We start from the raw sequence: 13290 nt of genomic DNA, 5'->3' as shown, positions 1-13290 counted from the left end.
TTCTGTCAGCCGCCGGGAGGTTGGTCGGCGGCGTCACTGCACGCCGAAGCTCGCCACCCGGATGCCGCCGAACACGCCGAAGCCCGGCGCGAGGAATCCGGTCGGGTTCTGGTAGTGATGGTTGAAGAGGTTGTCGATCCGGCCGAACAGCTTGACCTGGTCGGACAGCGCGTAGTCGCTGCGCAGGTTGACGACCGTATAGCCGGGCGCGACGAGGCCGGTGGTCATGCCGTCGCGGCTGACGTCGAGCCAGTCGCCGATGTGCAGCAGCGTCGCTGACAGCGTCAGCGCATCGATCGGCCCCCATGTCGCGGTGGCGCTCCATTTCTCCTTCGGCCGCCGCAACAGCTGCAGGCCGGTGGCCGCATCGACCGCGCGGGTGAACGTGTAGTCCGCACGCAGCGAGATCCGGTCGGTGAGATCAGCGGTCACGAAGCTCTCGGTGCCTTCGGTGGTCGCGAGGCCGACATTGGCGTAGGAGGTGAAGGTCGCGTTGAAATTGATCAAGTCGGTGATGCTGTTGTGGAAGTAGGTCGCGCCGAAGCGGAGACGATCGTCGAACAGCGGCTGCTCGAAGCCGGCGTCGTAGCCGGTGCTCTGCTCCGGCCGGAGGTTGGGATTGGCGAAGAAGTTGAACGCCGGAAAATCCTGGTGCAACTGGCTCAGGGTCGGTGCCTTGAAGCCGGTGCCGTAGCTCGCCTTCAGCTTGGTCTCGGTCACCGGCAGGATCACCGCCGGCGCGATCCGGTAGGTGCCATGGCCGCCGAACTGGTCGTTGACGTCGTTGCGCAGGCTCGCCACCACGAACCAGCGCTTCACGAACTCGGTCTGCAGCTCGACGAAGCCGGCCTTGTTGCCATTCTCGGCCGAGAGGTCGGCGGTCTTCAGCCGCTCGGTCTGCTGCTCCAGGCCGACGACGAGATTGTTATGCGGCGCCAGCTCGGTCACCGCGTGCCAGTCATACTTGATGCGCTCGCCGGTCGCGACCGCCGCCACCGGGTTGCCAGCCGTCAGGTCGGACGACCGGTCGTTCACATAGTTGACGCCGAAGTAGTTCCGGATGCGGCCGCCGAGCAGCGACCACACGGCTTCCTGGCGTGTTGCAAGCTGGTGGACGGTGTGGTTGCTCTGGGCCGCGTCGGGAAAGCTCGGAAAGCCGCTGTCGCCGGTGAACAGCAGCGTCGCGTCGGTGTATCGAATCACCGAGTTCAGCGTCCAGGCCTCGTTGAGGTCGACGCCCAGCTTGGCCGAGGCGGTGACGTTGTCGTAGGCATTGCCGATCGCCTTCTGCCCCGCAGGCAGCAGCTGCCACGGGGTCACCGGAACGTCGCCGGCGTGCAGATGCGCGACATTGATCGCGTAGTTGATATTGTTTTGTGAGCCGCTGACGCCGGCTGACTGGTTGAAGGTCTTGAACGAGCCGCTCTCGACCGAGGCGGTCGCGCGCGCCGGGCCCTCGCCCTTGCGCGTGATCACCGAGATCACCCCGCCGATCGCATCCGAGCCGTAGAGCCCGCTCTGCGGCCCGCGCAGCACCTCGAACTGCTGGATGTCGGCGGCGAGCAGATGCGCGAAATCGAACGCGCCATTGCCGTTGGTGACATCGCCGACGTCGATGCCGTCGATGAAGAGCTTGGTGTGATTGGCGTTGGTGCCGCGCATGAAGACGTTGGTCTGGCCGCCCGGGCCGCCGGCCTGCACCACGTTCAATCCGGGGATCGTGCTCAGGATGTCCGGCACGGTGCGGGCCTGCTGCGCGGCGATGTCCTTGTCGGTCACCACGGTGATCGCATTCGCGACGTGGGCCACTGGCGTGACGACGCCGGTCGGGCTGACGGCGACGGGGGTTCCGGCTGGCGCGGCCGGCTTTGCCGCCGGCACCTGCTGATGCGGGGCGTTGCCGGTTCTGCGGGGGATGGCTGGTTTTTGAGCGATCGGCTCGCGCGGCGGGTCGACCTCAACCGGGGGCAGAAGGTCGGGGGAGGCGGATTGCTGCGCTGCTGTGGGCGAGGGGCCGAGCAGGGCGAATGACGAGAGGACGCAGAACGACGACAGAAGGGCGCGACTGCGCCTGGCATGGGGAACGGGGGACACGAGGAACCTCGGCATGACGTCAGTGGCACGTCACCGCGAACGAGGTCTCATGCAGCCCTTTGCAGGCCTGCCTGAAAACGATGCCAATAACGCCCCGACCGGCATCCTCGCGTGTGACCACGGCTGACGGCAGGTCTCCTGGCTCGCGGGTCGTCACCTCCACGTCGCCTTCCCGGGACCGAGATTTCCCAGTGGCCTTTGACGCGAGATTCGCCGCTTACAGTTGCGGGGGCAGCTGCGGCCTTCGGTCACGTCCCTTGCGAGACGCATCCGGCACCGCATTCCCTTTTGAGCCCCGGTCGAGGGGCACCGTCGCGATCACCGTAGGAGTGCGGACGCACCAAAGTCAATCCGGCGCCGGGCGATCTCCTGGCGATAACGCTGGCCGGTCGGCTCGGTGATGCCCGGCCGCCTGCGACAACCATAGCTGTCGTCCGTGCGAACGCAGGGACCCATAGCCACCGGCGGTCGTGTGGCGAAGGACGACGATCAAGACATTTTCCGCCAATTCACATCACGCGGTATGGGTCCCTGCGTTCGCAGGGACGACAGCGGAGTGCGAGTCGTTGCTGATGAGGATTGCGCCTTGTGAGCACCCGCTCACTTCTCGACCTTGTTGTGCACCATCCAGAATCGCAGCGTGCGCTGGGCGGTGTCGAGCGACAGGCGGCCGTAGTCGCGTTCCGCGAGCTTGAGCGTGTCGCTGTCGATGGCGTGCTTGATCGGCCGGTGGGTCAGGATTTTCGCCACCACCGACCAGGCCAGCCCGGCGGCACGGCAAGGGATCAGCACGATATCGGTGCGCGGGCCTTCGAGCACCTTGGCCATCATCTCGGTCGGGACGTTGTTGAGCAGGCCGAGTGCGGCGGAAACCTCGCCGAAGCGGCGGGTTTCGGCGAAGAAGGCGATGGCGGCATCGTTGAGCTCGTTCAGCCCCTTCATGCGCTTGACGGCCTCTTCGGCCAGCGTGAAGTCGCGCCCGACCAGGCCGCCGTCGCTGCGCGCAACGTCGGCGATCGCCTTGAGGATCTTCTTGATCTCCTGTTGCAACGCCGGCGGCGCCGAGGCCATCAGCCTGGCGCGCACGGCTTCGGTCGCGCGGCGCAGGAGGTCGCGCAGGTGCTTGGTGGGCAGGTCGACGCGCAGCCCGATGATCTCGGACAATTCGTCGTCGTCCTCGGCATGCGCCATCATCCCGGAATAGCCGGACTCGGAGAAGCGCGCGGTCTGGTTGTTGGCGAGCTTGCGGATCACCCGGCGCTCGCCGCGGTCGACGATGATGTCGGTCACCGCCTCGGTCAGATGCGGACGGCTGGAGATCGCCATCAGGTGATCCTGGCCCTTGGTCGCCGCGACCTCCACCAGCGTATGCTCGGTGAGCCGGCTCGAGTGCATCAGCACGTTCTCGGCCACCGAGATCTCGTCGTCGCGGGCGAGCTGCTGGATCAATTCGACGGGCGCGTAGTCGACCGGCGCGAGATGCTTGCTGAGCTCGGCTCGCGCGCGGGTCTCGACCCGCGAGACCAGCATGCACAGCACGTTGTCGAATACCTTGATCTGGTCCTCGCTGAGGCGTTCGCCGTCATGCAGGAACAGGTTGGTGACCTGGCGCAGCGTGTTGACGCGCTTCGCCGAGGTGCCGCTGCGGACGGCCTCTTCGAGTTCGGTGATGATGGAGTCTTCTGAAGGCGGAAGCTGTTCTGGCTGTGACACGATCGCGCTCGTTTGTCCGGATTGCCGGAGCGACAGCAACGCGATTGTGATCCGCTGCAAGGCTTTCGGCCGGAGCAGTTTTCGGCACGGGCGATAACAATGCGTTAGGGGCCGAAGGCGTAGTACTCCGGAGAAACACGGATACGGAAAATTAAGACGATACATATAGGGGGGATGACGGGCTGGAGCCCGGTCTTCCGGAGATTCGCCGGACAGGCGATGGAATGAGGTGCGAACACCTCCCCGCAGACGCGGCGACGACAGGCCAGCGAAGCGGAAAGGTTAATGATCTCATAAGGTCACAAACCTTCCTTCATCCAACTTGCTCGCTGCCCTCGATCTCACGTCAGCTGTCATCCTCCCAAGCCTTGAAACTTAAATCCCATTCTTGCCGCGGCCATTTTGCCGACGCGCCGTGCGATGCGTGGCGTCACCCGATGTTCCGGGGCAGGCTCGGCGGGCGATGACCTCGCGCGAAAAATCAGCGCCAGCATCCTGCCGCATCTCGTGCGATAATCGCCGCGCAAATCGTTGAGGTCACCATGAAATCCGTCGTCGTCACCGGCGCATCCACCGGCATCGGGTTCGCCTGTTCGAAGCTCCTGCTCGCGCGCGGCTTTCGCGTGTTCGGCAGCGTTCGCAAGCAGGCCGACGCAGACCGTCTGCGCGGCGAGCTCGGCGCCAACTTCATGCCGCTGCTGTTCGACGTGACCGACGAGGCGGTGGTGAACGCGGCCGCCGGCGAGGTGCGAGCGGCGCTCAAGGGCGAGACGCTCGCCGGTCTCGTCAACAATGCCGGCATCGCCGTCGCCGGTCCCGTGACGGAGCTGCCGATCGCGCAGTTCCGCCATCAGATGGAGGTCAACGTCATCGGCCCGGTCATCGCGACCCAGGCGTTCGCGCCGCTGCTCGGGGCCGATCCAGCCATGACGGGAGAGCGCGGCCGGATCGTGATGATCAGCTCAGTCGCGGGCCGCAACGGCAACCCGCTGATGGCGCCCTATTCGACCTCCAAGCATGCGGTCGAAGGGCTGTCCGAGAGCCTGCGCCGTGAGCTGATGCTGTTCGGGATCGACGTCATCGTCATCGCGCCGGGCGCGGTGAAGACGCCGATCTGGGCCAAGGCCGACGAAGTCGACCTGTCGCCGTATCAGGCCTCGCCGTTCTTCCCGGCGCTGCAGAAGATCCGCGCCTTCATGCTGCATCTCGGCCAGTCCGGGCTGCCGGCCGAGACCATCGCCGCGCGGGTGGCCGACGCCTTGACCTTGCCGGCGCCCAAGGTGCGCTACGAGATCGCGCCCGATGCCATGAGGCAATGGATCGTGCGGGTGCTTCCGAAACGGACCGTCGATCGCATCATCGCCAAGCGGCTCGGCCTGATGCCCGCGATCAGGCCCTGATGCCGGCGATGACGACCATCGGCAAGACCCAGGCGGAGCTGACCCGCCTGGTCGAGGAGGAACTTCGCGCGCAGCCGGGCTGCGAGACGGCACGTGTGCCGGCCGTTCATGCGCTCGACGTGCGCAGCGGCCGCAACTGGGAGATCCCGCACGTCGTTCTCGGCGACAGCCTGATCAGCGACGTCGACCGCGCCGTGATGAGCGTGCAGCGCCGGCTCGGGCGCGCATTTCACCTGATCGACGATCCGGTCACGGCGCCGGAAGCGGCAGCGACGCCGCAGGGCAACGCTGGCGACTCCTGACAATCCTTGCGGGGATGTAAGCCCTGCGGGCTCAGGTCAGCAGGCCCTGCCGCAGCGCCAGCCGCACCAGCTCGATGTCGCTGGCCACGCCGAGCTTGTCCTTGATCAGCGAGTGCAGGTTGGCGACCGTCTTCGGGCTGAGATGCAACGCTGACGCGATCTCGTCGGTGGTGCGTTCGGCGAGCAGCATCTGCATCACCTCGAACTCGCGCGCGGACAGGACGTCGGCGGCCGCGCGCTCGCCGGCGAGGCGGCTGAGCGCGAGCTCGTGATCGATGTCGGGGCTGATCGCGATGCGGCCTGCGAGCACGTCCATGACGGCGCGCACGAGCGTCTCCGGCGGGCTGCTCTTGGTGACATAGCCGCGGGCGCCGGCGCGGATCGCCTGCACCGCGAAGCCGGCATTCTCATGCATGGTGAAGACGAGGATGCGCGCGCCGCGATCCCATTGCCGGATGCGGCGGATGCCCTCGATGCCGCCGACGCCCGGCATGGTCAGGTCCATGATGACGAGATCGGGCCTGACCTCCTTGAACAGCCGGTAGGCTTCGGCGCCATCGGCGGCTTCGGCGACCACGCGCAGCCCCGGCTGCTTCTGCAGCATCGACCTGTAGCCCTCGCGGACCACGGCATGGTCGTCGACCAGCAGGATGGTGCCGGCGGGGGTCGTCATGCCGCACATGCCGTTTCCGGCTGGGTCGGCGCAGGCGAGAGGGCCGGGACCGGAATCTCGACGTGGAGGCGCGCGCCGCCGGAGGTGGCGGCGAAGCTCATCTGGCCTCCCATCGAGGCGACGCGCTCGCCCATGCCGAGCAGGCCCATGCCCGGCTTGTCGGGAGCTTCGCCGAGAAGACCGTCGTCTTCGACGGTGAGCAGGGTCGCGCTGACCGGCCCCTCCTGAAGCGTCAACTGCAACCGCACCCGCGTCGCGTCGGCGTGTTTGACGGCATTGGTGAGCGCCTCCTGCGCGATGCGGTAGATATTGGTGGCGATGATGCCCGGCAGTCGGTCGACGTCGCCCGACAGGCTGATCTCGAAAACGGTGCGGCCGTGCTGGCGCCTGTTCCAGCCGGCGACGAGGCCCTCCAGGCTGCCGGCGAGGCCGAGCTCGTCGACGTCCGGCGGGCGCAGCCGCATCAGCGCGCCGCGCAATTGCTCCATCATGTCGCTCGCGGTGCGCGCGATGCCGTCGCATTCGCCGACCAGAGCGGGGCAATCCTGCGCCGCGCTGTGACGGATCGATGCCGCGAGCGCCCGGATCGCCGCCAGCGACTGGCCGAATTCGTCATGCAGCTCGCGCGCCAGGTGGCGGCGCTCGTCGTCCTCCAAGGCGATCAGGCGCCGGGTCAATTCGCCGCGCTGGGCCAGCGCCGTCTCCAGCCCCTCGGCGAGCTGGTTGAAGGCAGCGCGGATCGCCGAGAGCTCGGCGAGGTCGAACGGCGGCAGCCGCGCCGACAGATCGTTGGCGGCGATCCGCTCCAGCCCGGTGCGGATCAGCCGGGTAGGGCGCAGCGCGCGGGCCAGCGCGGCGTAGGCCAGCGCGCACAGCAGCACCAGCGCCGTCCCGAGCACCGGCAGCAGCCGGCTGAGCTCGCGCCAGGCGTCGGCGGTCATGACGCCGGCGTCGATCCAGACGACGGCATCGCCCGTCGTTTCGTCGCGAAACCTGACCGGCCGTGCCGCTTCGCGGCCCGGATCGAACAGCCGCCGATACAGCATCGCGAAGGCGCGGGGCGGATCGTCCGTCTGCGCCTCGGCGCCGCCGCAGATGCGCTGCACGATCACGCCGTCGACGCCGCGATAGGCGATGCACAGGCCCGGTCGCATCGCCGCCGCCGCGACCGCATCGAGGTCGGGAAAGCCGGCCGGCGGACTGGCGACCCAATGCATCTTGCTTTGCTGCAATTGCAGCGTCCGGGCCGTGATCTCGGCGATCCGCTCATTGCGTACATGCACCGAGCGGTCGATGTCGAACAGCACATAGGCGCAGATCGCCGCGAAGCACAGCGCCGAGACCACCGAGATGCGCAGGGTCAGGCGGTATTTGAGGTCGTAGCGGGTCCACATCTTCGGTGTGTCCATGACAGCCCAGCCGGCCGGCATTTAACGGCAGAACCGTCCGGGCCAAAAGCGCCGCGGCCCGGTGGACGGTGCGGTCGTGAATTTTTCCCGTGCCTCGCCGGGACCGTGGCCGCTGCGGCGATGGCACGGCGGCGTCTAGCTTCCGACCGCCAGACATCGTTGCAGGGGGATCCCATGTCGAACCGTCGCGTCGTCCGTTGTCTCGTTCTCGCGCTTGCCTTCGCGGCCGGCCCGGTCCGCGCCGCCTCCGCCGATGTCCCGGCCGTGCTGGTCGACGATTTCAGCTATCTCGACACGTCTGGCGAGCCGGTCGATCAGACCGCAGCGCATCAGCGGCGGCTGGATGCGTTCATCGCCGCGCTCCGCCGCGACGTCGCCGCCGACGCGCGGCTGCGGCCGGTCAGCCCGTCCTGCGCACCGTCCTGTCCGACCGATGCGTCCCCGGAGGCCCGGCTGCAGATGGCGGCCGCGGCCGGCGCCACCGTCGTGATCACCGGTGGAGTCCAGAAGCTCTCCACCCTGGTGCAGTGGGCGCGCGCATCGGCCATCGACGTCGCCTCCCATCGGGTCCTGTTCGACAAGATCTTCACCTTCCGCGGCGACAGTGACGAGGCTTGGCAGCGCGCCGAGATGTTCGTCTCGCGCCAGGTCCGTGACGCACTGGCGCCGCCGGAGCCGATCCGGCTGGCGCTGCTGCCGTTCGAGCTCGACGACACCAGCGCGGGCGCCGCGCTCGGCGAGACCGAATCCGACCAGAAGGGGCTGCGGGAGGCGACCGACGCGGTGCGGCAGTTGCTGGCGCAGTCCGGGCGCTATCGCCTGGTGGACGCGGCCGGCGAGATCAAGCTGGGGCAGCCGGTGCGTGAGTGCGACGATTGCGAAGCGAGGGCGGCCCGCGCCGTCGGCGCCCAGCAATCGCTGCTCGGCATCGTCCGGCGGATCGGCCGCACCGAATACATCATCGGCTTTCGTGTCCGCCAGGCCGACAGTGGCGCGCTCGTCGCCGCCGGTGACAGCGGATTGCGCCTCGGCGCCAATTATTCCTGGAGCCGCGGCGCGGTGCGTCTGGTGCGCGAGCGGCTGCTCGAGACCGTTACCCAGAATTGAAAAAGGGCGAGGATCGGTACGCGAGGACGGCAGTGATGCCACCTCTCGTCGCGGCGCGAGACGACACGTCGCCCTCCGTGCAAATCCGGGCTGTTGTGATTTGTGACGATTTCATTACGGTCGGATGACAGGATAGCCTTCCTTGATCTGTCGGCATGCGCCGACGAAGGGCGCCTGCTTTCGATCGCCTGATGTCACTGACCCCGAACGACCAACCGATCACCACGCTCGCCGCGGCGAGCGCAACGCGCTCCGCGGCGGTCCGGCTGTCCGCCGTCGCCGCGCCGCATGTCGCGGCGCTGGCCCTGATGCTGCACACCGAGACCGATTTCGGCTCGCGGCTCGGCTTCGTGCTGGCCTGGGGCATCCTGAACGGCTTCTGGCTGGTGCTGCTGCGGCGGCCTGCGGTGTCCGGCGCGCTGGCGCTGACCATGGTCGTGGTGCTGGTGCTGCTGTCGCAGCTCAAGCACGCCGTGGTCCAGATGACGGCGAACTTCGTCGACGTGATGCTGATCGACCACGACAGCGCGGCGTTCCTGTTCACGATCTTCCCGAACCTGAAGCTGTCGGTGCTGGTGGCGGCCGCCGTCGTGCTGCCGCTGATGGGGCTGCTGTGGTGGGCCGACCCGTTCCGGATCGCGCGGCTGCCGGCGCTGGCCGGCAAGCTCGCCTGCCTTGCTGCGCTCACGTTGTATTCGCTCAACTGGCGCGACGAGACCTGGCGTGGCTATTATGACGACGGCTATCTGTCGAAATTCGCCCGCTCCGGCGTCACGGCGGTGTCGGACTTCCTCGCCAACGGCTTCATGGAATCCGACGCCACCGCTGATCGAAGTCTGGCTGCCTTTGTCCCGGATTCCTGTCATCCGGCCGCGCGCCGGCCGAACATCGTGCTGATCCACGACGAATCCAGCTTCGACATCCGCTCGGCGCCAGGCATCAAGGTACCAGCGGGCTATGGCAGCCATTTCAAGTCGTTCGACGGCAAGGCGCGGCAGTTCATGGCCGAGAGCAATGGTGGGCCGAGCTGGTTCACCGAGTACAACGTGCTCGCCGGCCTGTCGTCGCGCTCGTTCGGCCGCTTCGCCTATTTCGTGACGCGGATCGCGTCCGGCCGGGTCGAGCGCGGCCTGCCGCTGGCGCTGCGCAATTGCGGCTACGACACGGTGTCGCTCTATCCCGCGCAGGGCGCCTTCATGAGCGCGCGCAGCTTCCAGACCACGGTCGGCGTCGACCGCTTCCTCGACGCGCGCGATCTCGGCGCCAAGGGCGTCGAGCCCGACGGCTTCTTCTACGATGCCGCGCTCGATCTGATGCAGCACCGGCCGCGCGGAAAGCCGCTGTTCATGTTCGTCTATCTCGCCGCCAACCATTTCCCGTGGGAGACGACGTTCCGGCCCGACCTGACGCCGTCCTGGCGCGCGCCCGGCAACGTGCCTTCGATCGATGAGTATCTGCGCCGCCAGGCGATGAGCGCGACGGACTATCAGCGCTTCCTCGCCAGCCTGAAGAAGCGCTTCGGCGACCAGCCGTTCCTGATCGTGCGCTACGGCGATCACCAGCCGGAGTTCTCGCCGCACATTCTCGATCCCAAGCTCGACGAGGCCGGCATCGGCGAGAAGCTCGAAAGCTATGATCCGCGCTATTATCAGACCTATTACGCCGTCGATGCCGTCAATTTCGAGCCGCGCCAGAGCGCGGTCGTGATGGACCGGATCGACGCCGCCTATCTGCCGCTGGTCACCTTGGAGGCGGCCGGCATTCCGCTCGATCCGTCCTTCGCCGAGCAGAAGGACATCATGCTCCGCTGCAAGGGCGTGTTCTACGCCTGCGGCGACGGCGCCGAGGCGCGCCGCTTCAACCGCATGCTGATCGATGCCGAGCTGATCCGGGGGCTCTAGACTCTCACCGCCCGCGACGGGTCGGTGGCTTCACGGGATTGCGATCGATCCGTCATTCCATGGGAGGATTGTCGGAACGGCCGCGTTGGGCTACCCCGTGCGCTCCGTGTAAGCGAGAGGTTCGACATGTCCACATCCGTCAAAGAACTGATGGCCGCCGCCAACGCGGTGGTCCCCAAGATCACGCCGGCCGAGGCGCAGGCGATGATCGGCAAGGGCAACACGCTCGTCCTCGACGTGCGCGATGCGCCGGAGGTCGAGAAGAGCGGCAAGATCGAAGGCGCGCACCACGTCTCGCGCGGCATGCTCGAATTTCGCGCCGATCCGGACTCGCCCTATCACGACAAGAATTTCAGCAAAGACAAGAGCGTCATTCTGTACTGCGCCTCCGGCGGCCGTGCCGCGCTGGCGGGCAAGGCGCTGAAAGACCTCGGCTACGACAAGGTGTTCAACGTGGGCGGCTTCAAGGACTGGGCCGACAATGGCGGCGCGGTGGAGAAGCCGATCGAACCGGGGATGTAAGCGTAAACTGCTCACTAGGGTCAGGACCCATTTAACCGACAGAACGCTCGGGCGAGCGGCTCAATCCCACAGGGAGATGGCCGGCTTCAACCTTTCGTATTCGAAAGCATGGCCTTCAATCTCTCTGCCGCCGGCACTTTGGGAGCGCCACTTCTCGTGATCGCAAAGACTTGACGCCTACGACGCGGTTTAATGGAAATCTGTGCAATGGCCCTGCTATCGGCGGGAATGGCGAGCTGTGGCATGATGGTTATGCCGATATCTTGGCTGACCATGTTTACGAGCGCTTCGGCATCTCGCACCCGCAGCACAATCGGCGGATTGATCTTAGCTTGATCGAATATTTGACGAATGGCGGGCTCGCAGCCGGACGCGGACATCAAAAATGGCTCGTCGGCCGCATCTGTCAGGCTAATTTGCCCCCGGCTGGCAAGACGATGGTCTGATGCGACGACGACAACAAATTCATCCTCCATGATGACGATGGGCTGCACCGCCGGCGTCGTCTCTCCCGTCAGGCCGAGATCAATGATGTCTTTCTCAACCCATTCGCAAACTTCCGCATCGGTCCCCTCGATCAGACTGACCGTGATGCGTGGGTACATCCTTTTGAACTCCGCGAGTCGAGCCGGCAGAAGCCGCGCTGCAACGCTCGATACACTGCCGATGCGTATATGCCCCGCGAGCAATCCATTGACCGCGCTGCAGGTTTGTCGAATGCGTTCGACGGCTTGAAGTGCAGCCCGGGCGTCGGCGAGCACTGCCCGACCAAGTTCGGTGATTCTGATTCCGTCACGATGCCTTATAAGCAGCTGCCCGCCCAATACCGCCTCTAAATGCTTGATGCTTTGGCTGACCCCTGACTGGGTGAGGCCGATCTCTGTGGCTGCAGCCGAGAAGGTGCCGCAATCCACGACGCTGCTGAGCACCCGAAGGTGAGCGAGAGATATATTAGTAATTGTCATATGCAGCTGCTGTCGAAGTAATTTTACATATACATGACCGGCATGCTCTTACAAGGCGGAACTACAGCCGGAGAGCGATCATGTCCGACGCCATAGCGATTGCGCTTGTTGGCGAATTCACCCCTTCCTTCCTGCCTCACACCGCAACCAACGATGCGATTGAGCATGCTCGGCTGACGCTGGAGGGACGAATTACGGCGGAATGGATCTCAACCGTCCAGCTGGAGGCCGGGGCAGCCGAACAGCTTCGGCGTTTTGATGCGATCTGGATTGTTCCCGGGAGCCCATACAAGAGCCTTCTCGGAGCCATCAATGCAATTCGTTACGCGCGCGAGAGCGGCGTTCCGCTCTTGGGGACTTGCGGGGGCTGCCAGCACGTTGTGATCGAATACAGTCGCAATGTCATGGGCTTCGAAGACGCCGCGCACGCCGAATATGATCCCTACGCCTCCAACCTCTTCATCACACCATTATCGTGCTCGCTCGTGGGGCAGACGATGGAAGTCAAAATCGAGCCGGGCAGCCTCGCAGATGCGATCTACGGGGGGAAGAATCCACGCGAGCAGTACTACTGCAATTTCGGACTGAACCCGGAGCATCAGCAGAAGCTACATGACGCAGGATTGAGAATCATTGGCACGGACGCATCCGGCGAAGCGAGGATTCTGACTATCCCTGCGCATCGCTTCTTCATTGCTACTCTCTATGTACCTCAGCTGACTTCGAGCGTCACCCAGCCTCACCCGGTGATCCTGGAGTTTATGAGGGCTGCGATGGAATCTAACCGATGAGGTGCGGTTCTCGCGATGTCGGCAATCCGTTCGACGCAATATCGTAAGGTGCGGCTCTGGTCTCTCCTCGCTTGCCAGAGGCTGAGACTCTGATCGCCGACAAGGGGCTATGACAGCGATGCCTTCCGAGCGGCTCTCGCTAAGCGAGGAATAGAGCCTTGCATTCCGCCGCGGGCTGGGCGCAGGTCGCCCTAACATATTGCAAATCCCTGTATCGGCAGCGTCACAAGGTCGAGAATATGTTCGCCGGACTTAAGGACTGGCGACGTCTCTCCATGCGTTACGACCGCTGCGCTCACACATTCTTCAGCGCCATCTGTATCGCGGCAACTGTTATCTTCTGGCTCGATCAATGAGTCCTGACCCTAGTGCGTGTGGAGGTTGCGCCAACCACCACCGTCGTTGCGAGCGAG

The 13290-nt window shown here is 65.6% G+C and carries 12 protein-coding genes and 1 riboswitch; of the genes, 7 read left to right on the top strand and 5 right to left on the bottom strand.

All coding sequences use genetic code 11. The features are described from left to right. Positions 1 to 33: 33 nt before the first annotated feature. Together QX048_RS22890 and QX048_RS22885 are read right to left on the bottom strand one after the other, a co-directional pair. Complete coding sequence (locus QX048_RS22890; protein ID WP_315825238.1) at positions 34 to 2109, bottom strand: TonB-dependent receptor plug domain-containing protein; 2076 nt, start codon at positions 2107 to 2109, stop codon at positions 34 to 36. Positions 2110 to 2204: 95 nt separating this feature from the next. Next, a riboswitch (cobalamin riboswitch) is annotated at positions 2205 to 2423 on the bottom strand. Between the two features lie 271 nt (positions 2424 to 2694). Beyond that, entirely contained in the window at positions 2695 to 3807 is a 1113-nt protein-coding gene (locus tag QX048_RS22885) for a DUF2336 domain-containing protein (RefSeq protein ID WP_315752746.1), read from the bottom strand. Between the two features lie 542 nt (positions 3808 to 4349). Between QX048_RS22885 and QX048_RS22880 the strand changes: the two genes are divergently transcribed. Together QX048_RS22880 and QX048_RS22875 are read left to right on the top strand one after the other, a co-directional pair. Then, positions 4350 to 5207 carry an SDR family oxidoreductase gene (locus QX048_RS22880; RefSeq protein WP_316200742.1) on the top strand — a complete coding sequence of 286 codons (858 nt, stop codon included), beginning with the start codon at positions 4350 to 4352 and terminating at the stop codon, positions 5205 to 5207. Continuing rightward, on the top strand, positions 5207 to 5509 hold the full coding sequence (locus QX048_RS22875) for a hypothetical protein (RefSeq protein WP_315825236.1): 303 nt from the start codon (positions 5207 to 5209) through the stop codon (positions 5507 to 5509). The genes QX048_RS22880 and QX048_RS22875 overlap by 1 nt, the downstream gene beginning before the upstream one ends. Positions 5510 to 5540: 31 nt before the next feature. Here QX048_RS22875 and QX048_RS22870 read toward each other — a convergent pair whose 3' ends face one another. Together QX048_RS22870 and QX048_RS22865 are read right to left on the bottom strand one after the other, a co-directional pair. After that, positions 5541 to 6182, bottom strand: coding sequence for a response regulator transcription factor (locus tag QX048_RS22870; protein WP_315713335.1), 642 nt, complete (start codon positions 6180 to 6182; stop codon positions 5541 to 5543). After that, a complete protein-coding gene (locus tag QX048_RS22865; protein WP_315825466.1) occupies positions 6179 to 7576 on the bottom strand; it encodes a histidine kinase in 1398 nt (465 codons plus the stop codon). Before QX048_RS22865 ends, QX048_RS22870 begins: the two co-directional genes overlap by 4 nt. 189 nt (positions 7577 to 7765) lie before the next feature. On the opposite strand from QX048_RS22865, the gene QX048_RS22860 reads away from it, so the two are divergent. The 3 genes from QX048_RS22860 to QX048_RS22850 all read left to right on the top strand — a co-directional run bounded on the left by QX048_RS22860 (position 7766) and on the right by QX048_RS22850 (position 11121). After that, the gene (locus QX048_RS22860; protein WP_315825235.1) at positions 7766 to 8698 is read left to right on the top strand and encodes a DUF2380 domain-containing protein; all 933 of its coding nucleotides are present in this window, start codon (positions 7766 to 7768) and stop codon (positions 8696 to 8698) included. 191 nt (positions 8699 to 8889) lie between these two features. Then, a complete protein-coding gene (locus QX048_RS22855; RefSeq protein WP_315825234.1) occupies positions 8890 to 10599 on the top strand; it encodes a sulfatase-like hydrolase/transferase in 1710 nt (569 codons plus the stop codon). Between the two features lie 126 nt (positions 10600 to 10725). After that, entirely contained in the window at positions 10726 to 11121 is a 396-nt protein-coding gene (locus QX048_RS22850) for a rhodanese-like domain-containing protein (RefSeq protein ID WP_315713332.1), read from the top strand. Positions 11122 to 11207: 86 nt separating this feature from the next. Here the strand turns inward: QX048_RS22850 and QX048_RS22845 are convergent, their stop codons facing one another. After that, positions 11208 to 12086 (bottom strand): LysR family transcriptional regulator, encoded by an 879-nt coding sequence (locus QX048_RS22845; RefSeq protein WP_315769082.1) that lies wholly within the window; start codon positions 12084 to 12086, stop codon positions 11208 to 11210. A gap of 80 nt (positions 12087 to 12166) precedes the next feature. Between QX048_RS22845 and QX048_RS22840 the strand changes: the two genes are divergently transcribed. Together QX048_RS22840 and QX048_RS22835 are read left to right on the top strand one after the other, a co-directional pair. Beyond that, positions 12167 to 12877 (top strand): glutamine amidotransferase-related protein, encoded by a 711-nt coding sequence (locus QX048_RS22840; RefSeq protein WP_315825233.1) that lies wholly within the window; start codon positions 12167 to 12169, stop codon positions 12875 to 12877. A 158-nt stretch (positions 12878 to 13035) separates the two neighbouring features. Beyond that, the gene (locus QX048_RS22835; protein ID WP_409999195.1) at positions 13036 to 13233 is read left to right on the top strand and encodes a transposase; all 198 of its coding nucleotides are present in this window, start codon (positions 13036 to 13038) and stop codon (positions 13231 to 13233) included. Positions 13234 to 13290 lie beyond the last annotated feature (57 nt).

This window comes from Bradyrhizobium sp. SZCCHNS30572 (genome assembly GCF_032484415.1).
Lineage (GTDB): Bacteria > Pseudomonadota > Alphaproteobacteria > Rhizobiales > Xanthobacteraceae > Bradyrhizobium.
Note: the sequence above shows the minus strand (reverse complement) of the source record. Positions and strands in the feature narration are given on the sequence as shown.

Coding starts and splice junctions, on each gene's coding strand:
- QX048_RS22890 (WP_315825238.1), bottom strand. CDS start 2,109: ATGCCGAGGTTCCTCGTGTCCCCCGTTCCCCATGCCAGGCGCAGTCGC.
- QX048_RS22880 (WP_316200742.1), top strand. CDS start 4,350: ATGAAATCCGTCGTCGTCACCGGCGCATCCACCGGCATCGGGTTCGCC.
- QX048_RS22875 (WP_315825236.1), top strand. CDS start 5,207: ATGCCGGCGATGACGACCATCGGCAAGACCCAGGCGGAGCTGACCCGC.
- QX048_RS22870 (WP_315713335.1), bottom strand. CDS start 6,182: ATGACGACCCCCGCCGGCACCATCCTGCTGGTCGACGACCATGCCGTG.
- QX048_RS22865 (WP_315825466.1), bottom strand. CDS start 7,576: ATGTGGACCCGCTACGACCTCAAATACCGCCTGACCCTGCGCATCTCG.
- QX048_RS22860 (WP_315825235.1), top strand. CDS start 7,766: ATGTCGAACCGTCGCGTCGTCCGTTGTCTCGTTCTCGCGCTTGCCTTC.
- QX048_RS22855 (WP_315825234.1), top strand. CDS start 8,890: ATGTCACTGACCCCGAACGACCAACCGATCACCACGCTCGCCGCGGCG.
- QX048_RS22850 (WP_315713332.1), top strand. CDS start 10,726: ATGTCCACATCCGTCAAAGAACTGATGGCCGCCGCCAACGCGGTGGTC.
- QX048_RS22845 (WP_315769082.1), bottom strand. CDS start 12,086: ATGACAATTACTAATATATCTCTCGCTCACCTTCGGGTGCTCAGCAGC.
- QX048_RS22840 (WP_315825233.1), top strand. CDS start 12,167: ATGTCCGACGCCATAGCGATTGCGCTTGTTGGCGAATTCACCCCTTCC.